20 protein-coding genes are annotated in these 25477 nt (G+C 66.9%); 10 read left to right on the forward strand and 10 right to left on the reverse strand.

The genetic code is table 11. From position 1 onward, the window contains the following. Positions 1 to 525 precede the first annotated feature (525 nt). The 6 genes from BLU54_RS17585 (at position 526) to BLU54_RS17610 (ending at position 7896) form a co-directional block, all read left to right on the forward strand. Complete coding sequence (locus tag BLU54_RS17585) at positions 526 to 1224, forward strand: gluconate 2-dehydrogenase subunit 3 family protein (protein ID WP_091911291.1); 699 nt, start codon at positions 526 to 528, stop codon at positions 1222 to 1224. 60 nt (positions 1225 to 1284) lie between these two features. Beyond that, positions 1285 to 3063 carry a GMC family oxidoreductase gene (locus BLU54_RS17590; RefSeq protein ID WP_091911293.1) on the forward strand — a complete coding sequence of 593 codons (1779 nt, stop codon included), beginning with the start codon at positions 1285 to 1287 and terminating at the stop codon, positions 3061 to 3063. A 10-nt stretch (positions 3064 to 3073) separates the two neighbouring features. After that, the gene (locus BLU54_RS17595) at positions 3074 to 4723 is read left to right on the forward strand and encodes a cytochrome c (RefSeq protein ID WP_235838006.1); all 1650 of its coding nucleotides are present in this window, start codon (positions 3074 to 3076) and stop codon (positions 4721 to 4723) included. 454 nt (positions 4724 to 5177) lie between these two features. Beyond that, positions 5178 to 6500 (forward strand): TIGR00366 family protein, encoded by a 1323-nt coding sequence (locus BLU54_RS17600; RefSeq protein ID WP_091911295.1) that lies wholly within the window; start codon positions 5178 to 5180, stop codon positions 6498 to 6500. A gap of 119 nt (positions 6501 to 6619) precedes the next feature. Further along, positions 6620 to 7204 (forward strand): cytochrome b, encoded by a 585-nt coding sequence (locus BLU54_RS17605; RefSeq protein WP_091911297.1) that lies wholly within the window; start codon positions 6620 to 6622, stop codon positions 7202 to 7204. Between the two features lie 122 nt (positions 7205 to 7326). After that, entirely contained in the window at positions 7327 to 7896 is a 570-nt protein-coding gene (locus tag BLU54_RS17610; protein ID WP_091911299.1) for a YceI family protein, read from the forward strand. Between the two features lie 304 nt (positions 7897 to 8200). Here BLU54_RS17610 and BLU54_RS17615 read toward each other — a convergent pair whose 3' ends face one another. After that, positions 8201 to 9628: an NAD-dependent succinate-semialdehyde dehydrogenase gene (locus tag BLU54_RS17615; RefSeq protein ID WP_091911429.1), complete on the reverse strand. Its 1428-nt coding sequence runs from the start codon at positions 9626 to 9628 to the stop codon at positions 8201 to 8203. Positions 9629 to 10152: 524 nt separating this feature from the next. Between BLU54_RS17615 and BLU54_RS17620 the strand changes: the two genes are divergently transcribed. Next, positions 10153 to 11448, forward strand: coding sequence for an NAD(P)/FAD-dependent oxidoreductase (locus BLU54_RS17620; RefSeq protein WP_091911301.1), 1296 nt, complete (start codon positions 10153 to 10155; stop codon positions 11446 to 11448). Between the two features lie 69 nt (positions 11449 to 11517). Here BLU54_RS17620 and BLU54_RS17625 read toward each other — a convergent pair whose 3' ends face one another. Further along, positions 11518 to 12690, reverse strand: coding sequence for an alpha-hydroxy acid oxidase (locus tag BLU54_RS17625; protein ID WP_091911303.1), 1173 nt, complete (start codon positions 12688 to 12690; stop codon positions 11518 to 11520). 157 nt (positions 12691 to 12847) lie between these two features. Here BLU54_RS17625 and BLU54_RS17630 point away from each other — a divergent pair, with 157 nt between their 5' ends. Next, entirely contained in the window at positions 12848 to 13534 is a 687-nt protein-coding gene (locus tag BLU54_RS17630) for a FadR/GntR family transcriptional regulator (protein WP_170845205.1), read from the forward strand. 130 nt (positions 13535 to 13664) lie between these two features. Here BLU54_RS17630 and maiA read toward each other — a convergent pair whose 3' ends face one another. From maiA to hmgA, 3 genes are read right to left on the reverse strand one after another with little or no spacing between them, the layout of a single operon-like run. Then, complete coding sequence (gene maiA / locus BLU54_RS17635; protein WP_091911431.1) at positions 13665 to 14303, reverse strand: maleylacetoacetate isomerase; 639 nt, start codon at positions 14301 to 14303, stop codon at positions 13665 to 13667. Between the two features lie 8 nt (positions 14304 to 14311). Further along, positions 14312 to 15619: a fumarylacetoacetase gene (fahA, locus tag BLU54_RS17640; RefSeq protein ID WP_091911307.1), complete on the reverse strand. Its 1308-nt coding sequence runs from the start codon at positions 15617 to 15619 to the stop codon at positions 14312 to 14314. Positions 15620 to 15678: 59 nt separating this feature from the next. Continuing rightward, a complete protein-coding gene (hmgA, locus tag BLU54_RS17645; RefSeq protein WP_091911309.1) occupies positions 15679 to 17052 on the reverse strand; it encodes a homogentisate 1,2-dioxygenase in 1374 nt (457 codons plus the stop codon). Between the two features lie 291 nt (positions 17053 to 17343). On the opposite strand from hmgA, the gene BLU54_RS17650 reads away from it, so the two are divergent. Beyond that, on the forward strand, positions 17344 to 18249 hold the full coding sequence (locus tag BLU54_RS17650; protein WP_091911433.1) for a LysR family transcriptional regulator: 906 nt from the start codon (positions 17344 to 17346) through the stop codon (positions 18247 to 18249). 107 nt (positions 18250 to 18356) lie between these two features. On the opposite strand, the gene BLU54_RS17655 is transcribed toward BLU54_RS17650, so the two are convergent. From BLU54_RS17655 to BLU54_RS17670, 4 genes are all read right to left on the reverse strand, one after another. Continuing rightward, entirely contained in the window at positions 18357 to 19526 is a 1170-nt protein-coding gene (locus BLU54_RS17655) for an ABC transporter ATP-binding protein (protein WP_091911311.1), read from the reverse strand. Further along, positions 19526 to 20176, reverse strand: coding sequence for an ABC transporter permease (locus tag BLU54_RS17660; RefSeq protein ID WP_091911313.1), 651 nt, complete (start codon positions 20174 to 20176; stop codon positions 19526 to 19528). Before BLU54_RS17660 ends, BLU54_RS17655 begins: the two co-directional genes overlap by 1 nt. A 54-nt stretch (positions 20177 to 20230) precedes the next feature. Further along, positions 20231 to 21172: a glycine betaine ABC transporter substrate-binding protein gene (locus BLU54_RS17665; RefSeq protein ID WP_407919440.1), complete on the reverse strand. Its 942-nt coding sequence runs from the start codon at positions 21170 to 21172 to the stop codon at positions 20231 to 20233. 169 nt (positions 21173 to 21341) lie between these two features. Continuing rightward, positions 21342 to 22058, reverse strand: coding sequence for an ABC transporter permease (locus BLU54_RS17670; protein WP_328586144.1), 717 nt, complete (start codon positions 22056 to 22058; stop codon positions 21342 to 21344). A 1243-nt stretch (positions 22059 to 23301) separates the two neighbouring features. Between BLU54_RS17670 and BLU54_RS17675 the strand changes: the two genes are divergently transcribed. Continuing rightward, complete coding sequence (locus BLU54_RS17675; RefSeq protein ID WP_091911438.1) at positions 23302 to 23898, forward strand: nitroreductase family protein; 597 nt, start codon at positions 23302 to 23304, stop codon at positions 23896 to 23898. Between the two features lie 96 nt (positions 23899 to 23994). Here BLU54_RS17675 and BLU54_RS17680 read toward each other — a convergent pair whose 3' ends face one another. Then, positions 23995 to 25473: an MFS transporter gene (locus tag BLU54_RS17680; protein WP_091911317.1), complete on the reverse strand. Its 1479-nt coding sequence runs from the start codon at positions 25471 to 25473 to the stop codon at positions 23995 to 23997. Positions 25474 to 25477: the final 4 nt, after the last annotated feature.

The raw sequence follows: 25477 nt of genomic DNA on the forward strand, positions 1-25477 counted from the left end.
ATCCGATATCTCTCGATTGTTGCGCTTCTTTCGAAGTGCGTCGAACCGCTTCGGCCCTTGCTTCGGCCCTTGCTTCGGCCCTTCGCTCGGGCGCTGCGACGTGCCGATACGCCGCTTGACTCTGTCGATCCGCGCTCGCGCCTTGTCATGTTGTCGGGGAACAATGGTCAGCGGTCCGTCTTGCACGGTTTTGTGCGCCAGCGCACAAAACTGCATTGACGCGAGGTCGGAACGTTCGTTGCTTTAGTTGTAAGCAATTTTTACGGGTGTACGGATCGCTCGACCGGATCGGATCGGCAATCCGCCGGTGCCTGCCTGCCGGCCTGCCGGTCGACGGCGCGATTGACGTATTTGCGCGGTACGTCGACCGGTGCGGCATGCCAGGCCGACACCCCGCATCGACGGTTCGTGCTGCACGATGTACGGCATTGTTGTCATTCATGCACGGTGGCAGTTCGCGGATCGACGGGGCGTCGATGCCGGCCGTGCTGTCGCACGTGTATCAAGAACGACTAGAGGGTCCCCATGAAGAAGATCGGCATCTCGCCGTCGCGGCGGCTATTTCTGCGGCAGGCGCTGGGCGCCGCGCCGGCCGCGGTGGTGGCCGGCAGTGGCGCGATCGGCTTGCAGGCCGCGGCGGCCGCTGACGCTGGCAAGACCTACACGCCACGCTACTTCACCGGCGACGAATGGACGTTGCTGAATGCCTTGGTCGACCGGCTGATTCCGCCGGACGACGTCGGCCCTGGCGCGGTCGAAGCAGGCGTGCCGGAGTTCATCGACAGACAGATGGACACGCCTTACGGACATGGCGCGCTCTGGTACATGCATGGCCCATTCGACGAGTCGGCGTCCGACCTGTTCGGCTATCAGCTCTCGCTGAGCCCGCGCGATCTTTACCGCAACGCCTTGCCGGGCCTGGCCGACGCGGTGCGCAAGCAGTACAACAAGGCGTATCACGATCTGGATGCCGCACAGAAGGACGAAGTGCTGCACCAGTTGGAGCAGGGCAAGTTCGCGATCGGCCGCGTCCCCGCAGGGGCCTTCTTCGGCCAGTTGTTGCAGAACACGCGGGAAGGCTATTTCTGCGATCCGGTGCATGGCGGCAACAAGGCGATGGCTGCGTGGAAGATGATCGGCTTCCCCGGTGCGCGCGGCGACTACCTCGATTGGGTCGAACAATACGGCCGCAACTATCCGCTCGGTCCGGTTTCGCTGGGCTGACGGGCCGACGTCGACCTCGGCACCACATACCTCTCGATACGTTCTCTGCTAGGAAGCGCAATGGCGGACAAGAAAATGAATCCGGTCGACGTCGTCATCGTCGGCTTCGGCTGGACGGGCGCGGTGATGGCCAAGGAATTGACGGAAGCCGGCCTGCACGTCGTGGCGCTGGAACGCGGTCGCTACCGCGATACCTATCCGGATGGCGCCTATCCGAAGACGCTGGACGAGTTGACCTACCTGCAACGCTTCAAGCTGTTTCAGGACATGAGCCGCTCGTCGTTCACGTTCCGACATGCGGTGGGCGACACCGCACTGCCGTACCGGCAGATCGGCGCGTTCAAGCCGGGCGAGGGTGTCGGCGGCGCCGGTCTGCATTGGTCGGGTCAGCATTGGCGCGTGCTGCCCGAAGAGTTGCGACTGCGCAGCAACTACGAGGAGAAGTACGGCAAGAATTTCATTCCGGCCGACATGACGATCCAGGATTTCGGCGTCAGCTACGACGAACTGGAGCCGCACTTCGACTTCGCCGAAAAAGTGTTCGGTACGTCGGGACAGGCCTACCGCGTGCATGGGCAGGTAGTCGGCGATGGCAATCCGTTCGAGGCCGATCGCTCCGATCAATACCCGTTGCCGCCGCAGAAGGTCCACTATGCGTCGCACCTGTTCATGGCGGCCGCGCAGCAGCAGGGACTGCATCCGTTCATCGAGCCGTCGGCGAATACCTCGGCGCCGTACACGAACCCATATGGCTGCCAGATGGGACCGTGCACGTTCTGCGGTTTTTGCTCGGGCTATGCCTGCTACAACTACTCGAAAGCCTCGCCCAATGTGAACATCCTGCCCGCCTTGCGGCAGGTCGGTCATTTCGAGTTGCGTCCCGACTGCAACGTGTTGCGCATCGACCTCGACGACACGAAAAAGAAGGCGACCGGCGTCACCTACGTCGATCGCGACGGCAAGCTCGTCGAGCAACCCGCCGCGCTGGTGATCGCCAGCACCTTCGCGTACAACAACGCGCGGTTGTTCCTGCTCTCGGGCATTGGCCAGCCGTATGACCCGGCTACCGGCCGGGGCGTGGTCGGCAAGAACATCGCCTACCAGACGATGTCGACGATCCAGGCGTTCTTCGAGCCGAACACGAACACCAACCCGTTCATCGGCGCGGGTGGCGTGGGCGTGGCGCTGGACGACTTCAACGGCGACCACTACGATCACGGCCCGCTCGGCTTCGTGGGCGGCTCGCCGGTGTGGTGCAATCCGGCGGGCGTCAAGCCGATCAGTGGCATACCGGTGCCGAAGGACACGCCGAAGTGGGGCGCGGCGTGGAAGCGCGCGGTCCGTGACAGCTATCTGAATTTCGTGTCGTTCGACTGCCACGGCTCCAACATGGTGTATCGCGACTGCTACGTGGACCTCGATCCGGCTTATCGCGACGCCTACGACCAGCCGCTGCTGCGTTTCACATTCGATTGGAAGGACAACGACATTCGCATGTCGCGCCATGTGACCGAGCAGATGGTCAAGGTCGCCCAGGCGATGAATCCGAAGTCGATCAACGTCAGCGTGAAGAATTTCGGCGAGCATTTCGACCTGCGGCCCTACCAGACGACGCACTGGGCCGGCGGGGTGCCGATGGGCACCGGGCGCGACAGCAGCGTGCTCAATCGCTACCTGCAGAGTTGGGACGTACACAATGTGTTTGCCGTTGGGTCGGGCGTCTTCCCGACCGGTATCGGCTACAACCCCACCGGGCTCGCCGTCGCGCTGGCCTACTGGTCCGCAAAGGCGATCCGGGAGCAATACCTGAAGGATCCGCGGCCGCTTGTCGACGCGTGAGGGCCCGACGATGAACTTCGCTCACTGCTTCCGCGCGCTCGGCTCGGCACTTGCGACAACCTGTCTGTTCGCTTCATCCGTCGCATGGGCCGATCCGGCTTCGATGCCAGCCACCGATTCACTGCCGACGCAGGCCTCGGGCGGCGCCTCCGCGCAGCCGGGCAGCGCGCCGCCGGGCTCGGTGGCCGCGTCGGCGCCGCGCGTCCCGGCCAGCGCTGCCGACGCGCCCTATGCGTCGCGTACCTGGACATCTCGCGACAGCGGCGCGTCGTTTCCGGCCGTCGCGCGCTCGCCGGCGTCGCCGTCGCTGGCGCCGCCCGCATCGACGCCGCCAGCCGCGGCCAACCTGCCCAACGGCGCGGACGCCCAGGCGGTAGCGCGCGGTGCATATCTGGCGCGGGCCGGCGACTGTGTCGCCTGCCATACTGCCAAGGGCGGTCAGCCGTTCGCCGGCGGATTGGCCATCGCATCGCCGCTCGGGACCATCTACTCGACCAACATCACGCCGGACCGCGATACCGGTATCGGCACATGGCAGTACGACGACTTCGCGCGACTGATGCGGCACGGTCGTACAAAGGACGGTTACACCGTCTATCCGGCCATGCCGTACCCGTCATACTCGCGCCTCAGCGACGAGGACATGAAGGCGCTCTATGCCTATTTCATGCACGGTGTGCCAGCCGTGCATCAGGCGAACCGCAAGAACGGCATTCCCTGGCCCCTGTCGATGCGCTGGCCGCTGTCGCTCTGGGCCAGGCTGTTTGCGCCGAAGCCGGCGCCGTTCCAGCCGCGCCCGGGCACCGATGCGGAAGTCGCGCGCGGCGCTTACCTGGTCCAGGGCCTCGGCCATTGCGGCAGTTGCCATACGCCGCGCAGCGTCACGCTCAACGAGAAGGCGCTGACCGACGCCGACGGCACGGTTTTCCTGTCGGGCGGCGGCGCGATCGACGGCTGGATCGCGCCATCGCTGCGCAACGAGCATGGCGGTGGCCTGGCCGACTGGAGCAAAACCGACATCGTCGAATTCCTGAAAACCGGCCGAACCGCGCATGCCGCGTCGTTCGGTGCAATGAACGATGTGATCGTCGACTCCACGCAGTACATGAGCGACGCCGACCTGAACAGCATCGCGGCGTATCTGAAATCGCTGCCGCCGCGTGACGGCAAGACCACGCCATACCGTTACGACGCGACGATCGCCAAGGAACTGTATGCCGGGCAGGTGCGCGACGCGGGTGCGCGTATCTATGTCGACCGCTGCGCCGCCTGCCACCGCTCGAACGGGCTCGGCTACGGCCGCGCCTTCCCGTCGCTCGCCGGCAACCCGGTCCTGCAGACCGACGATCCGACCTCGGCGATTCACATCATCCTGTCAGGCGGCTCGCAGCCGGCAACCTTCGGCGCGCCATCCTCGCTGTCGATGCCGTCGCTGGCGCACCTGCTCAACGATCAGCAGATCGCCGAGGTCGTGACGTTCATCCAGACCAGTTGGGGCAATCAAGGCGGCAAGGCCAGCGCCGAGCAGGTCGCGAAGCTGCGCAAGCTTGCCAAGCCGATCGATGCGCCCGGGCTTGCACCGATGCAGCGCGACCTGCGGCATGCCGCGCCCGGCGAGGGCGCCGGTACCGCGGCGAGTGGTGTCGCGCACGGCGAATAGGCGAGCCCGACGCGGACACCGCTCCGGCCGAGTGCGGCTGTCGAAGTCGATGTCGATGTCGATGCCGGCTGCCGGCTGCCGGGTCCGTGCGCCGCGCCTGAACCCGGATCCTCCTCGCCGACCGATGCGCCACGCCACGCGGCGCGCGCGGCGCGCCTGCCGAAGCGGCACCGACTGCTGCGGGTACGCGCGATCCGTCGCGCCCGAGCGTTGCCACGCGCGCCTCCATGGGCCTGTGTTTGCCGCCACGCGTCTCTTCCCACCGCGTTGGCCTGCGCGCGCCGGCAGCCGGCGCAAGCGTCGTTTTCGCGCCCACCGGTCTGTTTGACTGGGCAGCCATTCGCCTCGACAATCTCCGCCAATCCCCGGCGCGGCGCGGATCAAGAATCCTCCGCGCGTCGGCGACCCGGGCCGTCGAACCGACCGCCGGATATAACAACGAGAGGAGTCCATCGTGGTACAAGGCATCGCAAGATTCTGCACGCAGGTCATTCACCGCTTCCTGCCCGATCCATTGATCTTCGCCATCCTGCTGACGATCATCACGTTCGGCATGGCGCTCGGCCTGACACCGAACAGCCCGGCCGACCTAGCGCTGATGTGGGGCGGTGGTTTCTGGAATCTGCTTGCGTTCGCGATGCAGATGGCACTGATCCTGGTCACCGGTCACGCACTGGCCAGTTCGGCACCGATCAAGCGCGGCTTGACCGCGCTGGCATCGCTGGCGCGCACGCCCGGCCAGGGCATCATGCTGGTCGCGTTCCTGTCCGCCTGCGCGTGCGCGATCAATTGGGGCTTCGGACTGGTGCTCGGCGCGATGTTCGCGCGCGAGGTGGCGCGCCGTGTGGCCGGCTGCGATTACCGCCTGCTGGTCGCCAGCGCCTACATGGGTTTCCTGACCTGGCACGGTGGCTTTTCCGGCTCGGTGCCGCTGGTCGCGGCGACCAAGGGCAATCCGATGGAGGCGACCGTCGGCCTGATCCCGGTGTCGGCCACCATCTTCACCGGCTACAACGCGTTCATCACGATCGGCTTGATCGTGCTGCTGCCGGTGCTGGCGCGGCTGATGATGCCGAAGCCGGGCGAAGTGGTTGCGATCGATCCTCGGTTGCTCGAAGAGGCGCCGGTGGTCGAACGCAAGCTCGGGCCGGACGCGACGTTCGCCGAGCGCCTTGAAGAGAGCCGGCTCTTGAGCATCGTGGTCGCGGCGTTCACGGTCGCCTACCTGGCGGTGCGGACCAGTCGCACCGGCTTCAATCTCGATATCAACACCGTCAATCTCGTTTTCCTGGCGGTCGGCATGCTGTTGCACAAGACGCCGATGGCCTATGCGCGCGCGGTGGGCGGAGCGGCCAAGGGCGCCGCCGGCATCCTGATCCAGTTCCCGTTCTACGCGGGCATCCAGGCCTTGATGGATCACTCCGGGCTGGCCGGCATCATCACCAAGTGGTTCGTCGATATCGCCACGCCGCAGACCTTCGATCTGCTGACTTTCCTCAGCTCGGCGCTGATCAACTTCGCCGTGCCGTCGGGCGGTGGTCACTGGGTGGTGCAGGGGCCGTTCGTGATGCCGGCGGCCCAGACGCTGGGTACCGACCTGGGCCGGGCGGCGATGGCCATTGCTTACGGCGAAGCGTGGACCAACATGGCGCAGCCGTTCTGGGCCCTGCCGGCCTTGGCGATCGCGGGACTTGGCGTGCGCGACATCATGGGCTATTGCGTGACGGCCATGCTGTTCTCGGGCGTGGTGTTCGTGGTCGGCCTGATGGTGTTCTGACGACGGCACGGAGGGTCCGCCGCGTCATCTAGAAAATCGATCGTATCGATTGCTTCGCAACGGTTTATTCGTGTTGCCGCCAGCGCTATATTGCTGGCATTGCCAACTCGGACCTTTTCATGCGAGCCAGCCAAGACACACGCTACCGCGGCCCCGCGATCGCCCTGCACTGGGTGATCGCGGCACTGATCATCGCTGCCTGGGCCATCGGCTGGATCATGACGGACATCCCGGGCTTCACGCCGATGAAGCTGCGCTACTTCGCCTGGCACAAGTGGCTCGGCGTCACGGTGCTCGCGCTGGCCGTGCTGCGCGTGCTGTGGCGCGCCACGCATCCGGCGCCGCCGTTTCCCGCAGCGCTGCCGAAGTGGGAGCGCCTGGCGGCCGAGGCCGGTCACGGGCTGCTGTACCTGCTGATGTTCGCGGTGCCGATCAGCGGTTATCTGTACAGTTCAGCGGCGGGTGTGCAGGTGGTCTACCTGGGCGTCCTCCCGCTGCCGACGCTGATCGCCCCGAATCCGACGCTGTCCGCGATGCTGAAGACCGTCCACATCGTGTGCGATTACACGCTGGCGGCGGTTGTCGTCGGACACCTGCTCGCGGTGGTGAAGCATGAGCTGATCGACAGGATGCCGATCCTGTACCGCATGCTGCCGGGCCGCTCTTCGCCACCAGCGCGCAACGGCGCCCGCCACGGCGGCTGAAATGGCCGTCGCGCGGTTCGCCTTCGCCCATGCGAGCATGCATGCACGGAGGCAAGCCGGCTCGCCCGTCAGTCCCTTTCCACTGCCGACCGATACGTCGGTCATTTCGAGAGAATAGTCAGATGACGCTTTTCCGCTTCACAACGTTTGCACGTGCGGTCGCGGGCGCGGCCCTGCTCGCCGCCGCACCGGTCGCGTCGTTCGCCGATACATTGGCGCCGGGCAGTACCGTCGATGCCGTGTTCAAGCAGATGGGCGTGCCCGTCACCGGGCATTTCAAGACTTTCAGCGCGACGTTGCAGTTCGATCCGGCCCATCCGGAGAAGAGCCAGGCACGCATCGATGTCGATACGAACAGTTTCGATCTCGGCGAGGCCAGCTTCAACACGAACGCCCGCGGCAAGGACTGGCTGGACACCGCCGCGCATCCGAAGGCGACCTTCGTCTCGACCTCGATCAAGTCGGCCGGCCCGGGTACGTTCACGGTGGCGGGCAAATTGACGATCCGCGGCAAGACGGTGGATACGACCACGACCGTGAAATTCCAGCAGAACGGCAAGCAGCAGGTGTTCGACGGCACGTTGCCGATCAACCGCCTGACTTATGGCGTCGGTCAGGGCGACTGGGCGGACACGTCGGTCGTTGCGGCCGATGTGCAGTTGCGCTTCCACTTGGTCACGGCCGGCAAGTAAGGGACGGCTGAGCGGCAAATGAGCGGCAAGCGGGCCGCAAATATGCGACAAGCAGGCGCCCTGGCAGCGGCAACGCAGCGCAGACAAGCCTGATGCGACAAAGCCGGCCTTGCGCCGGCTTTGTCGCTGCCCAGCGGGGTTGCCGGCCAGCTGCCGGGACCACGGCCGCCAGCGCATTGTCGGCGATGCATTGTCGCCAGTACGCGTTGCCGCCGGCGCCAGGCGCGCATTCTTGCAGCGCCTCAGGCGCCGGACGGAAGTGTCCGCTGCCGGGCCCGCAGTCGATCCGTCGGGCTCGCGCGGTTCAGCGGCCTTCTGAGATGAACTTGCTGACCAAGTAGCCTTCCATCGCCTCGCTGCCGCCCTCGGAGCCGTAGCCGGAGTCCTTGATACCGCCGAACGGGGTCTCCGGCATGCCCAGGCCCTGCTGGTTGATCGAGATCATGCCACTCTCGACGTCGGCGCCGATCGCCGCGGCGGTACGGGTCGAAGTCGTGTATGCGTACGCGGCCAGACCATAGGGCAGGCGATTGGCCTCGGCCACCACCTCGTCGTACGACGAGAAGCCGCTGATCGGCGCCAGTGGGCCGAACGGTTCTTCGTTCATCACGCGGGCGCTTTGCGGTACGTCGGTCAGCACCGTCGGGGCGAAGAAATAGCCGCCGCCGCCGATGCGTTCACCGCCGGTCACGACCCTCGCGCCGGCTTCCTTCGCGTCCGCCACCAGCCGCTCCATCGCTTCCACCCGACGCACATTGGCCAGCGGTCCCATCTTCACGCCGTCCTGCAACCCATTGCCGACCTTGACCGCGCGCGCGGCCTCGGCGAAGCGTTCGGTGAATTCGGCCAGCGCCGGTGCCTCGACCAGGAAGCGGGTCGGCGACACGCAGACCTGCCCGGCATTGCGGAACTTCGCTGCCGCCAGCAGCTTGGCGGCGAGGCCGATGTCCGCGTCGGCGAACACGATCGCTGGCGCGTGACCACCCAGTTCCATCGTCACGCGCTTCATGTGCTGACCCGCGAGCGCGGCGAGTTGCTTGCCGACCTGCGTCGATCCGGTGAACGAGATCTTGCGGATCAGCGGATGCGCAATCAGGAAGCCGGAGACGTCCGCAGGCACCCCGAACACCAGGTTCAGCACGCCGGCCGGCAGGCCGGCGTCGGCGAAGACCTGCACCAATGCCGCGCAGCTCGCCGGCGTTTCCTCCGGTCCCTTCAGTACCACCGAGCAACCCGCGGCCAGCGCCGCCGACACCTTGCGCACCGCCTGGTTGATCGGGAAGTTCCATGGCGTGAACGCGGCGACCGGACCGATCGGCTCGCGCACGACCAACTGGCGCACCTGCTCGTTGCGCGACGGCACGACTCGTCCGTAGGTCCGGCGCGCTTCTTCGGCGAACCAGTCGATCGTGTCGGCCGCGCCCAGTGTTTCGATGCGCGCCTCGGCGAGCGGCTTGCCTTGCTCGCGCGTCATGTTGGCGGCAACGGTCTCGGCGCGCTCGCGCAACAGATCGGCGGCGCGACGCATCACCTTGCTGCGCTCGAACGCCGAGGTGCGGCGCCAGGTGGCAAAGCCGCGTGCCGCCGCCTGCACGGCTTCTTCGAGATGACTGCGGCCGGCAAGCGCCAGGCGACCGATTTCGGCTTCGTTCGCGGGATCGACCACCGCGATGTCGCGCTCGCCGTCCTGCCATTCGCCATTGATGTACAGCTGGGTGTTCGGGTAGCCCATTGTCTCGCGCCTCCGGAAGACGAGGTTGAGCCGCAGCCTGGTGGGCGGTGCGGCGGATCGGGACGATGGTACTCCCGCAAGCTGGCGCCTGCAGACCGTGGCGGCGACGCGAGGCACGCGTTTCGCCGGGAGGCGCGCCGCTGCCGCGCCTCGGACAGGCGGCCGGCCGGGCGCCGCCAGGGGGCGGGCGGGCCGCGTGGTGCCGCGTCGGTGCCGCTTCAGCATGGCTTCAGTGCCGCTGCGCTCGCGGCCGACTGTCGCAGCGAGCCGGATGATGGCGCGTTCCGGCGTCGGGCGCCTGTAAGGTTCGTGTGCGATCCGGCGCGCGCCGGCGGCGCGATCGGCCCCGGCGCGCCACGCAACGGGATCCTTGTGGCCGACCGGCGCCGCGGGTTCTGTAAGGAAAGCGCCCGCTCGCGGCACGACCGCGCGCGGTGGAACATGCGGTTCATCGGCGAGGGCATCGCGCATTCCTTGCCACAATGCGCTTTCCGTAACATTTCTGCTCACGCGCCGGCGTCGCCATGCACAGCAAGAAGAAGATCGTCATCGTCGGAGGCGGCATCGCCGGCCTGATGCTCGCCACACGCCTCGGACATGCGCTCGGCCGTACCGGACAGGCGGAGGTCACGCTCGTCGACAAGAGCGCGCAGCACGTCTGGAAGCCGATGCTGCATACCTTCGCGGCCGGTACCGCCAGTATCTACCAGCAGCGCGTGTCGTTCGTGCAGCACGCGCACGAGCACGGCTTCCACTACTGGCCGGGCGAGATGAGCGGACTGGACACGACGGCGCGCCGCATCCGGCTGGCGCCGCTGGTGATGGGCCCGAGCCGCATGGTCGTCGATGCGCGCGAACTGGACTACGACGTACTGGTGCTGGCGGTGGGCAGCCGCGCCAACGACTTCCAGACGCCCGGCGCGGTCGAGCATGCCCGCTTCGTCGACGACCTGAACCAGGCCCGCCTGTTCAACGATGCGTTGCGGGCCGAGGTGCTGCGCTCGGTGAGCCAGCATGGCGTGGTCGACCTGGCGATCGTCGGCGCCGGCGCCACCGGGGTGCAATTGGCGGCCGAGGTCAGCATGGGGCTGGAGCTGGCCAATGCGTACGCGACCGACGGCGGCGACATGCGCAGCCATCTGCGCACGACGTTGATCGAATCGGGCCCGCGCATCCTGCCCGCGTTCCCGGAGGACGTGTCGCAACCCGCCACCGTTCAACTGGGCCGGCTCGGCGTGACGGTCATGACCGACGCGCGCGTGGCGCGGGTCAATGCGGATTCGGTCGAACTGGCCGACGGCGCCCGGCTGCCCGCGACCATCACGGTCTGGGCCGCCGGCGTGCGCGCGCCGGACTTCCTGAACGCGGTGACCGGGCTGGACAAGACGCGGGGCGGGCAGTTGCTGGTCGATCCGACCTTGCTCACCAGCGATCCGCATATCTTCGCGATGGGCGATTGCGCGAGCCAGCTGTTGCCGGGCCACGAGCGCCCGTTGGCGCCGACGGCGCAGGTCGCCCGCCAGCAGGCGCGGCACCTCGCGCGCCATCTGCCCGGCTGGCTGGAGGGCAAGGCGATTCCGCCGTTCGACTACCGCGAATACGGCTCCGTCGTATCGCTCGGTCATTACGATGCCTACGGCATGCTGGCGAAGTACGGCCTGTTCAAGGGCGCATTTCTGCGCGGCCGGATGGCGCAACTGAGTCACACGATGCTGTATCGCACGCACCAACTCGAACTGCACGGATGGCGGCGCGGCATGCTGACCTGGTTCGCGGACTGGATCAATCGTCGCGTGCAGCCGAAGGTCAAGGTGGACTGACGCGGGGTACGCTGGCGAGCTGGGCCGGCCGGCAGTCCGGCCCGACTGCCGCGCGGGCGCGCCGCAGGGTCAGGACACTTTGCGCAACACGTCCGGACCCAAGGCCGCGATGCTGTTGCGGCCAAGCATGCCGAGCGTACGGTTCATCTCGCCATGCAGCAGCCCGATCGCATGCGAGACACCCGCTTCGCCCGCGGCAGTCAAGCCGTAGAGTGTCGCGCGCCCCGTCATCACGCCGTCGGCGCCAAGCGCGACGGCCTTCAGGATGTCGCCGCCGCGCCGGAAGCCGCCGTCGACCAGCACGGTGAGGCGTCCGGCGAGCGTGTCGACGATCTCGCTCAGCACGTCGAGCGACGACACGCAGGACTCCAGTTGGCGTCCGCCATGGTTCGTGACGACGATGCCGTCCGCGCCGCAGTCGAACGCGCGTCGCGCGTCTCCCGCATTGAGTATGCCCTTCACGACGAGTCTGCCGTGCCACAGCCCGCGCAGCCAGCGAATGTCGTCCCAGCTCAGGTTCGGCTGCAACTGGTCGACCACGAAGGCCATCCGCTGCGCAACGCTTTGCTGATGCGGGGGAATGAAGTCCTTTACGTTCTCCAGCGCCGGCATGCCGTGTTTCAAGTGGGTGCGCAGCCAGCCCGGGTGGGCGAGCATGTCGAGCCGGCAGCGCAGCGTCGGTTTGCCCGGCGCGATGAAGTTGCGCTTGTCCCATTCGCGCCCGCTCATCACGTTCGCGTCGGTAGTCACGACCAGGGCCTCATAGCCGGCCTGGGCCGCGCGTTCGAGCAGGCGCCGGCTCAGTTCGCGCTCGCGCAACACATAGAGCTGCAGCCAGAGGCGGCCGCCGGCCTCGTTGGCGACTTCCTCCAGCGCGGTATTCGAGAACGAACTGAGCGTAAACGGAATGCCCGCCGCCGCGGCCGCGCGCGCCAGCGCAACATCGCCACGCGGCCACGCCAGGCCGTTGAAGCCGGTCGGTGCGACGATCAGCGGCGACGCCGACGGCTTGCCGAACAGCGTGGTGGCGATGCTGCGCGACGACGTATCGACCAGCGTGTCCGGGCAGAAGCGCCAGCGGTCGAACGCGCCGCGGTTCGCCGCGAGGGTGCGCTCGTCCTCCGCGCCCGCCTCGATGTATTCGAACACGACGTGCGGCACGCGTCGGCGCGCGAAGCCGGCCAGTTCTTCGATGGACAACACGCGCGACAGGTCGCTGCCCTGGTAGAGACGTCTTTTCATGGGATGATCCGCTTCATGACTGAGGTGGGCGCTCGGCTAGCGACGCGCACCGACAGCGATGATTCTCGATGTGCCCGGCACGGCGCAAACTGGTCGGACCAGTTGCCGGCAGCGGGGCCGAGCGATCGGTTCCGCCGGACCGATATCAAGGATGGCCATGGAGCGTGCAACTTCGAGGCGTGTGGAAAGGCTGGTCGACTTTTTCGAGACACGCCTGCGCGACGGCAGTTGGCAGGCAGGCGGCCGCATACCATCCGAGCGACAATTGGCGGCGTCGCTCGACGTCGCGCGCTCAACAGTGCGCGAGGCGCTGCGCCAACTGTGTGGCCGCGGCCTGCTCGTGAAGCGTGCCGGCAGCGGCGTGTTCGTCAGCGACCGTCTGCACGCGGGCACGCGTTCGCCCTGGTCGGAACTGAATGGGGAAAGCGAGACCTTCAGCGACGACCTGCTCGAATTCCGCGTCGCGATCGAATGCGCGGCGGCGCGCGCGGCCGCCGTGCGCGCCGAGCCGCATGACCTGGATGCACTTGAAGCAGTGGTGGCCCGCATGAGCGAGCCGGACCTGTCCGCGCAAGCGCGTGCGGCCCTCGACGCCGCTTTCCACGAAGCACTGGCCGTCGCGTCGCACAATGCAATGTTCGTTCGTTGGCAGGGGACCACGCGTCTGCTGCTGGGTTCGCACCTGGTGCGCAACGGTGCTCAACTGCGTGCGGTCGACACGTCGGCCTGGTGCGCGCAGCACCGCGCGATCGCCGAGGCGATCGCGGCGCGCACGCCGGAGCGCGCCGAACAGGCAATGCGGGCACATCTCGAATTTGTACGCGACGCGTTGGACCGCGTTTGAAGCGGGCATGCGCCACGCCATCGCGCGCGGTGCCTGGTCCGACAGCCGTCGCGTCGGCGCAGGGCGGGAGCGTGGTCGGCGCGCGCCGTGCCGCCGCAACGCACTGCGCGGGCGCCGCGGCGCCCGACCGTCATTCCGCGTCGGGCTGGGCGCCGGGCGCGGCGCGCTGGAACGCGTCGAGCGTCGCGCATTGCGCATCGACCGCAACGATCCGCGGGTAGGGAGTCAGATCGATCTTGAAGCGCCGCGCGTTGAAGACCTGCGGTATCAGACAGCAGTCGGCCAACGTCGGTGTATCGCCGACGCAGAACCTGCTGTCCCGCTCCGCCAGCCGCTTCTCGAACGCAGCGAACCCCAATTCGATCCAGTGCCGGTACCACGCACTCTTGCCGGCGTCGTCCACGCCCAACGTCGTCTGCAAGTACTTCAGCACGCGCAGATTGTCGACTGCATGGATTTCGCTTGCGATTGCCTGGGACAGCGAGCGGATCAGCGCGCGCTGCGCGGCGTCGCCCGGCAGCAGCGCCGGGCTCGGATGACGTTCTTCCAGGTACTCGATGATCGCTAGCGACTGGGTGATCAACGTGTCGCCGTCGACCAGCGTCGGCAGCAGACAGTCCGGGTTCAACGCGCGGTAGGCGTCCTGCAGCTGCTCGCCGCCGCCGCGCACCAGATGCACCGGCACGGCTTCGTAGTCCAGGCCCTTCAGGTTCAGCGCGATCCGGACCCGATAGGCGGCCGAGCTGCGGAAGTAGGTGTAGAGCCGCATCGCCACGCTCAGAGGGCCGCGCCGAACCGGGTTGCGTCGAGCGCCGGTTCGATCGTGCCGGTGACCGTGCCGAAGCCGACGCGGTAGCCGTCGCCCTGGCACCAGCCGGCCAGCGTGAGCGTGTCGCCGTCCTCGATGAAGGTCCGCTTGCCGCCGTCGATCGACAACGGGTTCTGGCCGTTCCAGGTGATTTCGAGCAGCGAGCCGCAGCTGTCGGGCGTCGGACCGCTGATCGTGCCCGAGCCCATCAGATCGCCGACGCGCGTGTTGCAGCCGGACACCGTGTGATGGGCCAGCTGCTGCGCCATGCTCCAGTACATGTGCTTGAAGCTGGTGCGCGAAATGACGCTGGGTTGCGCGCCGGGCGCCTGCATGCGCACTTCGAGCGAGATGTCGAAGCCGGCGGCGCCGGTCTGCCGCAGGTAGGGCAGCGGTTCCGGCTCCTGCGCGGGCTGCTGGACGCGGAACGGTTCGAGCGCTTCCATCGTCACGACCCACGGCGAGATCGACGTCGCGAAGGTTTTCGCGTTGAACGGCCCGAGCGGCACGTATTCCCACTGTTGGATGTCGCGCGCGCTCCAGTCGTTGAGCAGGACCATGCCAAAAATATGATCCTCGGCGCGATCGACGGCGATCGGTTCGCCGAGCGCATTGCCCTCGCCAATCAGGAAGCCGGTTTCCAATTCGATGTCGAGCTTGCGGCAGGCGCCAAAGGTCGGACGCGCTTGATCCGGCGCCTTGAGCTGACCGCTGGGGCGCCGCACCGGCGTGCCGCTCACCACCACCGACGACGCGCGGCCGTTGTAACCGACCGGCAATTCCAGCCAGTTCGGCATCAGCGCGTTCTTCGGGTCGCGGAACATCGAGCCGACGTTGGTCGCGTGCTCACGCGACGAGTAGAAGTCGGTGTAGCCCGGCACCTCGACCGGCAGATGGAGGATCGCATCGGCCTGCGCGACCAGCACGCGCTGGCGCAGCGCCAGGTCGTCGCGCAGGGTGGCGGTTTCGGCCGACAGCAGCGCGAAGAGTTGCGCGCGTGCCTGATGCCAGCTGTTCTTGCCGAGCGCCATGAACGTATTCAGACGCGGCTGCGCGAACACCTGTGCATGACCGAGCGAGAGCAGTCCGCTCGCTTCGAGAACCGACAGGTCGAGAATCTGATCGCCGATGGCCACGCCGACGCGTCGCACCGGGTCGGTGGGCGTCGAGAACACGCCGAAGGGCAGATTCTGGATCGGGAAATCGCAGTCCGGCGCGTTGGCCGATTCCAGCCAGCTGCGTTGTTTCGGGTCGTGCGTGGCGTTGAGTTTCGTCATCGTGTCGTATGGGAGATCGAAAGAGGCGGCGGGCCGGCGAGGTGGCGGTGAGGCGGCGCTCAGCCCTGCTCAGGCGTGGCCTTCGGGTCGAAATGCTTGCGGATGCCCTGCCAGCATTCGAAGTAATCGCTCTGCAGTTGGGCAGTTTCGAGCGCGAAGCGCGTCGGACGAATCATCAGGCGCGTCTCGAACATGAAGGCCATTGTCGCATCGACCTTGTGCGGGCGCGAGGTGTCCGCCTGCGACGCCTTCTCGAACGTCTCCGCGTCCGGGCCGTGGCCCGACATGCAGTTGTGCAGGCTGGAGCCGCCCGGCACGAAGCCTTCCGCCTTGGCGTCGTAGGCACCGTGGATCAGGCCCATGAATTCGCTCGCGATGTTGCGATGGAACCAGGGCGGACGGAAGGTGTTTTCGGCGGCCAGCCAGCGCGGCGGGAAAATCACGAAGTCGATGTTGTCGACCCCCGCCGTGTCGCTGGGCGATTGCAGCACCAGGAAGATCGAGGGATCCGGATGGTCGTAGCTGATCGAACCGATCGTGTTGAACCGGCGCAGGTCGTACTTGCTTGGCGCGAAGTTGCCGTGCCACGCGACCACGTCGAGCGGCGAATGGCCGATCGAGGCGCGCCACAGGCGGCCGCCCAGTTTCGCGACCAGTTCGAAGTCGCCCTCGACGTCTTCATATTGCGCATGGGGCGTGAGGAAGTCGCGCGGGTTGGCCAGACCGTTCGAACCGATCGGGCCGAGGTCCGGCAACTGGAACGCGGCGCCGAAGTTCTCGCAGACGTAGCCGCGTGCCTCGCCGTCCGGCAGTTCGACGCGGAACCGGCAACCGCGCGGCACCAGCGCGATTTCCTGCGGCTCGACCTCGAGCACGCCGAACTCGGTGGCCAGTACCAGTCGGCCATGTTGCGGCACGATCAGCAATTCGCCGTCGGCCGAATAGAAGAAGCGGCCCGCCATCGAGCGATTGGCCGCATACAGATGGATCGCGCAGCCGTTCTGCGCGTGGCAATCGCCGTTGCCGGCCATCGTCAGCAGGCTGTCGACGAAATCGGTCGGCGCCTGCGGCATCGGCAGCGGATCCCAGCGCAACTGGTTCGGCGGCACCGGGACTTCGTCGAATGCACCCAGGCGGCCGTTGCTCTGGCCGTCGCCGAGCAGCGTGAACGGTTGATGCATCGCGGCCGGACGGATCCGATACAGCCACGAGCGCCGGTTGTGGGCGCGCGGCGCGGTAAAAGCGGTGCCGGACAGTTGCTCCGCATACAGCCCGTACGGCGCACGTTGCGGCGAGTTCATGCCGACCGGCAGCGCGCCGGGCAGTGCCTCGGTGGCGAACTCGTTGCCGAAGCCGGACTGGTAGCCGGTGGTGTTGCGGGTCTGGGCGGTGGTCGCGCCGGCGGGCGCGGTGTCGAGCAGCGTGGCGGTCATGGCGGTCCTCACGGCGGAAGCCGGCGGACGCGGGGGCGGGGCGTGGGCGAGCGGAGGGTGTCGGCGACAAGGGGCAGGCGTTCCATCGGGAACGCGCCGCGTCGTCATCGCTTGGGACCCGTGGTCGCCGCCTGAAGCGTGCGCCACGGTAGGCGTCCCTGTCTCCGTCCCGCCCGGCAGACGCAATGCGACCGGACGGCATATCTTGTTTGAACCGGCAGTATGCGCCGGTGTCGCAACGATGGCGACGTCAATGAGAGAATATCGAACATTCACATCATGAATGTTCCGATGCGCACGCTACGCGACCTCGATCTCAATCTGCTGCTGGTGCTGCACGCCTTGCTGCGCGAGCGACGCGTCGCGGCGGTGGCGCGCCAGCTGGAACTGTCGCAACCGGCGGTCAGCAATGCGTTGGCCCGCCTGCGGCGTTCGTTCGGCGACCCGCTGTTCGTACGTACGCCGGAGGGCATGCAGCCAACGCCGCTGGCCGAGCGGCTCGCCGAACCGGTGGCGGCGGCGCTCGGCCTGCTGCGCGACGCGTTCGACGAGCGCGACGGCTTCGACCCGGCGCACAGCGAGCGCCGCTTCACGATCGCGATGACCGATGTCGGCGAGGTGTACTTCATGCCGGTGCTCGCCGAGCGGTGCAGCGCGCTGGCACCGCGGGTGTCGGTGGCCACCGTGCGTGCCGGCGCAGTGGACCTGCCCGATGAACTGGCGGCGGGGCGCATCGACCTGGCGATCGGCGCGTTCGACGACATGCCGCAGAGTTGCATGCAACGGCGTCTGTTCGAGCAGGACCATCTGGCGATGTTTCGCGCCGGCCATCCGCTCGGCGACGGTCCGGTCACGCTCGATGCGTTTCGCGCGGCGCGTCATCTGATCGTCGCGAACCCGGCCAGTCCCTACGACGAGATCGCCGTGCTGCTGCGGCAGGCCGGTGTCACCAGCGACTCGACTTTCGCGGTGCCGCACTTCGTGGCGGTGCCGTTCATTGTCAGCCAGAGCGACCTCGTCGTGACGGTGCCGCGCAAGCTCGCCGAGCGCGCGGCGCCGCCGTTCGGGCTGCGCACCGTCGAGGTGCCACTGGCGCTGCCGACCTTGCAGACACATGTGTTCTGGCATCGCCGTTACCACCGCGACGCGGGCAATCGCTGGTTGCGCGACCTGATCGGGCAGTTGTTCGCCGAGTAGAGGGTTCGGCCGCGGGTTGATCATGCACCGGCGGGACCTCGGCGCCGGCCCGTCCGGTGGCGACCTGACATTCAGCCGCACATTCAGCCGAACGCTCAGCCGAACGCTCAGCCAAGCGGCGCGGCCGCGGTGAGCGGGGCCGCGCTGAAGGCATGGTGGGCGCGCCCCGAGCTGAGATAGGCGGCAATCGATTCCTGCGTGACTTCGCCGCAGTAGCCGCCGTCCGCGTCGAGCACCGGCAACCAGCTGAGATTGCGTTCGTACATCCGCGACAACAGCACGCGGAGGTTGTCGGTAGCGGCGGCATGCGCGGCGATCTCGCGCAGGCGAGCGCCGCACCGTTGCACATCGGCGTCGGCAACCACCGTGTCGCGTCGCGCGACATAGCCGAGCGGTCGGCCGTCGGCATCGGTCACGACGAGATGCCGGCTGTCGCCGTCATCCATCATCGTGCGCGCGGTCGCAAGCGGCGTGTCGACGCCGGCACTCGGCATTGCGGCCGCGGCGTCCGCCGCGTTGACCAGCAGCAAACGCTTGAGGGTTCGGTCGTGTCCGACGAAATCGGCGACGAAGTCGTTGGCCGGCTGTGCGAGCAGTTCGTCCGGTTCCGCGAACTGCACCAGCCGGCCATTCTGGAAGACGGCAATGTAGTCGGCCAGCTTGATCGCCTCGTCAATGTCGTGACTGACCATCAGCACGGTCTTGCCGAGCGAGCGCTGCATCTGCAGGAATTCGTTCTGGATCGACTCGCGGTTGATCGGGTCCACCGCGCCGAACGGCTCGTCCATCAGCAGCACCGGCGGATCGGCGGCGAACGCGCGGATCACGCCGATGCGCTGCTGCTGGCCGCCCGACAGCTCGCGCGGATAGCGGTGCAAATAGCGCTTCGGATCGAGCGCGACCATCTCCATCAGCTCGCTTGCCCGCGCATGGCAGCGTTGCTTGTCCCAGCCCAGCAGGCGCGGCACCACGGTGATGTTCTGTTCGATCGTCATGTTCGGGAACAGGCCGATCTGCTGAATCACGTAGCCGATGCGGCGGCGCAACTCGACCGGGTCGAGCGTCGTCGTGTCGACGCCGTCGAGCAACACGCGGCCCGAGGTCGGCGCGATCAAGCGATTGATCATCTTCAGCGTGGTCGTCTTGCCGCAACCGGACGGGCCGAGAAAGACGCAGACCTTGCCGGCAGGCACGGTCAGGCTGACCGAGTCGACGGCGCGGCTCTGCGTCCCGTTCTTCTGGGTGAAGGTCTTGCTGAGTTTCTCGAGTTGGATCATCAGGTTCGAATTCCGGTAGGCGTCAACAGGCGCTGCAGGCGGCCGAGCAGCCAGTCGGCGATCAGTGCCAGCAGGCACACCATCAGCGAGCCGACCACCAACTGGCGGACGTCGCTCTGGCTGATGCCGCGCAGGATCAGCACGCCGAGGCCACCCGCGCCCACCACGGCCGCAATCGCCATCACGCCGATGTTCATCACGACGGCGGTGCGCACGCCGGACAATATGACCGGCACCGCCAATGGCAGGTTGACCAGTCGCAGGCGCTGCCACGACGTCATGCCGATGCCACGCGCGGCTTCCTGCACGGCGGGGTCGAGCGCCTGCAGTGCGATGCAGGTGTTGCGCAGGATCGGCAGTAGCGAATAGAGAAACACCGCGGCGATCGCGGGCGCGTAGCCGATGCCCAGTCCGAAGCGCGACAGGATCGGCATCATCAGCCCGAACAGCGCGATCGACGGAATCGTCAGGCACACGGTCGCCACCGTCAGCGCAATCTGCGTGAGCCATTTGTAGCGCACCACGACCACGCCGAGCGGCACGCCGACCAGCGTCGCACCGCCGACCGAGGCCAGCACGAGCATCGCGTGCTGCAGGCTCAGGTGGACGATGCGGGCGGCGTTGCCTTGCAGATAAAGTAGGATTTCCATAGGGGATAGGGCGCGCCCGGCGCCTCGGCGCCAGGGCACGCTAGCCGTCGGGGCTTAGAGCAGGCCTTGCGCGCTGAGGAACGCGTGCGCTACCTTGTCGACCGGTTGATGCTCGATGTCGACCTTCGCATTCATGTCGCGCATCGCTTCGGTGGACAGCTTCGCCGCCAGTTGATTGAGTTGCGCGGCGAGTTGCGGATGAGCGGCCAGCACTTCGGCACGCACCACCGGCGTCGCGTTATAGGCCGGGAAGAAGCCCTTGTCGTCGGTCAGCGTGACGAGATCGAAACCCTTGATGCGGCCATCCGACGCGTAGACCAGGCCCAGTTCGGCCTGGCCGTCGCGCACTGCGTTGTAGACCAGGCCCGGGTCCATCTGACGCACCTTGGCGCGCGACAGACGGAAACCGTAGGTCTTCTGCATGCCGCGCAGGCCGTCCGGGCGCCCGGCGAATTCCATGTCGACGGCCAGCGTATAGTCCTTCACCTTTGCATCGGAGCCCAGCTTGGCAGCGAGTTGCGAGAGCGTATGCACGTCATCCGCCTTGGCCCGGTCCGCCTTCATCGCGATCGCATAGGTGTTGTTGAGCGGCGAAGCGTCGAGCCAGGTCAGGCCACGCGGGGCGTCGAGCGCCTTGACCTTCTCGTATGCCTGCTTCGGCTCCATCTTCTGCTTGATGCGGTTGTAGACGATCAAGGCGGTGCCGGTGTAATCCCAGACCACGTCGAGCTGTTTGCCTTCGAGGGCCTGCCGCATGACGACCGTGCCGAGTCCGTTCTTGAGGTCGACCTCATAGCCTTTCGCGCGGAGATATTGCGCGGTCATGTTCGACAACAGCAACTGTTCGGTGAAGTTCTTGCCACCGACCTTCAGCGGTTCGGCTTGCGCGGTGGCGCACAACGTCAGCGCGGCGAAGGCGCCGGCACAGTATCGTGCGGCCGTGCGCAGCGTGGCGCGAACGCGGGACCGGTGTAGGAATGCGATTGCTTGGTTCAACTGAATCTCCTTGATTGCGATTGAGGGGAGGCGTGCAGCGGCCGGACTATCGGGCAGCGAGCGTCATGAACGCCTTTGAATGCAGGAACGCGTAGGAATGCAGGAACGCGTAGGAAGGCAGGAACGCGTACGAAGGCAGCGCCCGCGGCTTCGAGCACCGGCCGTCGGCTCAGCGGGCCAGTCCGCGCCGAGCGAGCCAGACAGAGGTCGACCAGGCGATCAACGCGTCCAGCGCGATCGCGAGCAGCGCCGTGCAGGATGCGCCGATCAGCAACTGATCGAAATCGTTCAGGTAGATGCCCGGGAAGATCAGCGAGCCGAAGCTGTCGGCGCCGATCAGGAAAGCGAGGGGCGCCGTGCCGACATTGATCGTCAGGGCGGTGCGCACGCCGGCCATCAGGACCGGCAGTGCATTCGGCAGTTCGACGCCGAACAGCGCTTGGCGCGGCGTCATGCCCATCGCGCGCGAGGCTTCCAGCAAGGCCGGATTGAGCGCGCGCAGACCGGCGTAGGTGTTGCGCACGATCGGCAGCAGCGAGGCGAGCCACAGCGCCAGGATGGCGGGGCGTTCGCCAATGCCGAGGAAAGCCATCGCCAGGGCGAGCACCGCCAGCGAGGGCAGGGTATTGCCGAGGTTGAAGACCTGCATCAACCGTTCCGCCGAGCCGCGCATCGCGGGCCGGCTCAACAGGATCCCCGATGGAATGCCGACCAGCAACGCCAGTCCCATCGATTTGAGCACCAACAGCATGTGTGCCTGCGCGTAGTACGCGAGGTCGTCCTGATAATCGGCGAACGCGTCGGCGCCGACCAGCTCATAGAGGCCTGCTGCTGCCAGCGCGAAAAGCAACGCGCCGACGAGCAGGGTGAGTAGTGCTCGTGTCAAGTTCATGCTCCTCTCGGATAGACGAACGTCGACAGTCCTCGCCCGGAGCGGCGCGAGAGCCGACGATCGCTCGTCAGGCATGACAACCTAAGCTGCCTTGCAATTGGTCTTCGCTCGCCCCGCTCTGCCGTGATGGAGGGATGACGAGCCTACGGCCGGATGAACCAGCCAGAGAGACGCGGCGATTGCCACGCGTTCTCGATGCGTTCCGATGGAGAAACGCGAAGGGTCTGCAAACGTTGCGTAAGAGTCCGAATCTGCGCGGTGCAACGTTGAGCCCACGCGCTTCGGCCGAGTCATGAATTCATCGCTGAACCCGTGTTTTCTCAGATGAGATGTCTCAAATGAGATGTCTCGCATCAGACACTGGCACGAGATACACAGTCCACGAAGGCTTCAGACGTCGTGTTTCGCGAGCAGCAAGGCCCGCTAAAGCAGGACATTTTACGCAGCTTGTTGCGAAAAGTCCAGCCCTGTTGCGGCATGTAACGTGTATTGTGCGAGGAACCCTTGTTTTGCAGGGGTTTTGCGTGGTGATCCCGCAAGATGCTTCGGATCGCGAAGCAATGCGCGCGGTCGCTGCTACCGTCATGATCCGATGGCCGTAGCGCCTAGTATTGCCGTGCCGTCGGCCTCGCCAGGTGATGAAGCAAGCGACGGCGGCCGACTCGCGGCCCGAGGGAACTCACTCGCGGGTGCCGAGATGGCGCGTGGCAACGGCGATGAGGCGTCGATGAGGCGGCGATGCCGCTGCCTAGTGCCGGTGGCGTCGGGGGAATGATTACGGCATGAAACGTGGCCATCGCGTTGACACGGCTTCGTGCGTGGTCGTCCGTCGCCCCTTGTCCGATGCCGAGCGAATGCTCCAGCGTCGTGCTGCCGCCAGCCGGGCAGGCGGGCGCTGTCCATGGCCGCTGTCCGTGCCCCTTTGTCGAGGCGCGCCGCCTGGTCTGACCGGCTGACGGAGTGAAGGGGTGACCGGCTGACGGGTCGGCGGGCGTCCGGCAGGGTCGCAATGCTTCTTCTATAATCGCCAGGCACCGGCGAGCGCCGGGCAGCGGACCGCCGCCGCTTTCGTTGGCCGCTTCCGTCGGTCCTTGCCGCACGCATCCGTCGCGTTGGCATGGCCGTGCACGGCAGACGCTCCGCCGTTCTTGAATGCTTATTCCGCAGGCATGCGATCGCGTCGCTGCGAATCGACCGATACGTGCCTGTTGCCCTTGATTGCCGAGACCAGGACACCATGCACAATCCCGCACTCACCGAGACCGCGATTCACGATCTTCTCTCCGGCCGTTGGAGCGCTCGCGCGCTGGCCGACAAGCCGGTCACGCCCGAACAGATTCATGCGTTGCTTGAAGCGGCGCGCTGGGCCCCGTCTGCATACAACGTGCAGCCCTGGCGTTTCGTCGTGTGGGACAAGCAGAGCGATGCGGCGAGTTACGAACGGGCGTTCAGTGCGCTCGTGCCGTTCAACCAAGGTTGGGTCAAGCCGGCGTCGTTGCTGGTGGGTGTGTTCGCGAACAAGTTGAACGGCAAGGGCGAGCCGAACCGGACCGCCGCCTACGATGCGGGTGCGGCCGCCTTCGCATTGACGTTGCAAGCCCACGCGCTGGGCCTGGTCGCCCACCAGATGACCGGCTACGACCAGCAGAAGCTGCGCAGCGAATTCGCGATTCCCGACGATGTCGAAGCGCTCGCGCTGATTGCGATCGCGCCGTATGGCGACCCGACCAAGCTCGACGATGCGCTGCGCGAGCGCGAAACCGGCCCGCGCAGCCGCCTGCCGCTATCGCAGATTGCGTTCGCCGGCGAGTGGGGCAAGGGCTTCGGCGAATGACGTTGCCTTGGCGGGCGTCGGCGCCCGTCTCGAGCCGCCGGCGACGCACCGCCGCCGGCCGAGGCGCGCGCGGCTGAGCGCGCGGCGCGCTGCGGTTCAGGGCCGCTCCGCGGAGTCGTCGACGGCGGACAGCGGCCGCGCCACCGATTCCAGCGCTTGCCGTTCCGCCGCGACACCCCAGCGCGCCTGCACCGCGGCCGCCACCAGCATCAACGCCGAGCCGAGCAGATAGCCGGCGTACACATAACCGCGCGACGCACTGTCGATCAGCCAGCCGAACAGCGCGGGGCCGGCGACACCGCCGAGTCCGGTCCCCAGCGCGTAGAACACGGCAATCGCCAGTGCGCGCATTTCCAGCGGAAAGGTCTCGCTCACCGTCAGATAGGCGGAGCTGGCGGCAGCCGACGCGAAGAAGAAGATCACCATCCAGGCGATCGTCTGGGTGCGCGCGTCGAGCACGCCGATGTAAAAGAGATAGCCGCTGGCGGTCAGCAGGATGCCGGAGAGCGCATAGGTCGACGCGATCATCACACGGCGGCCGATCTGATCGAACAGCCGGCCGAGCAGCACCGGGCCGAGGAAATTGCCGATGGCGAACGGCAGCAGATACCAGCCGACACGGTCGGCCGCCACGCCGTAGAAGCGCGTCAGGACCAGCGCGTAAGTGAAGAAGATCGCGTTGTAGAAGAAGGCCTGGCCGATCATCAGCGCGAGGCCGACCAGCGCGCGCTGACGATGGCGGCGGAACAGCGCGTCGAACACCAGCGGTAACGGCGTGTGGGCGCGGGCGTGCAGGCGCAGGGTGCCCGGCGGCACTGGCGGCAACGGCGCGCCATGGGCAGCGCGGGCCTCGATTTCGGCGACCACGCGCTCGGCCTCGTCGACGCGGCCGTGCAGCAGCAGCCAGCGCGGACTTTCCGGCAGATGGCGGCGCAACAGGAGCACCAGCAGGCCGAGCGCCGCGCCGATCAGGAAGCACAGCCGCCAGCCCCAGTCGGGGTCGATCGTCGCCGGATCGAGCAGCACCACCGAGCCCGCCGCGCCGAGGCCGGCGCCGAGCCAGAAGCTGCCGTTGATCGTCAGGTCGGTCCAGCCCCGGTAGCGGGCCGGCGTCAATTCCTGCACCGCGGAGTTCACGGCGGTGTACTCGCCGCCGATGCCTGCCCCGGTCAGGAAGCGGAACAGTGCGAAGCTGGCCAGGTTCCACGAGACCGCGGTGAGCGCGGTGGCGCCGACGTAGAGAAAGAGCGTGATGAAGAACAGTTTGCGGCGGCCGAGCCGGTCGGTCAGCCAGCCGAAGCCTAGTGCGCCAAGGACCGCCCCGATCAGATAGGCGCTGCTGGCGAGCCCGATTTCCGCGCTGCTGAAGTGCAGCGTGCCATCATGCTGCAGCGCGCCGGCCACCGCGCCGGCCAGCGTGACTTCCAGCCCGTCGAGCAGCCACGTGACGCCCAGACCGAACGCGAACAGCGTATGGAAACGGCTCCAGGGCAGGCGGTCCAGCCGCGCTGGCAGATTGGTCTCGATGATTGCCTGGCCGGCAGCGATGGTCGGGTTCGGGGCACTTGCGCTCATGTGT

The sequence above is a fragment of the Chitinasiproducens palmae genome (assembly GCF_900095735.1).
GTDB lineage: Bacteria > Pseudomonadota > Gammaproteobacteria > Burkholderiales > Burkholderiaceae > Chitinasiproducens > Chitinasiproducens palmae.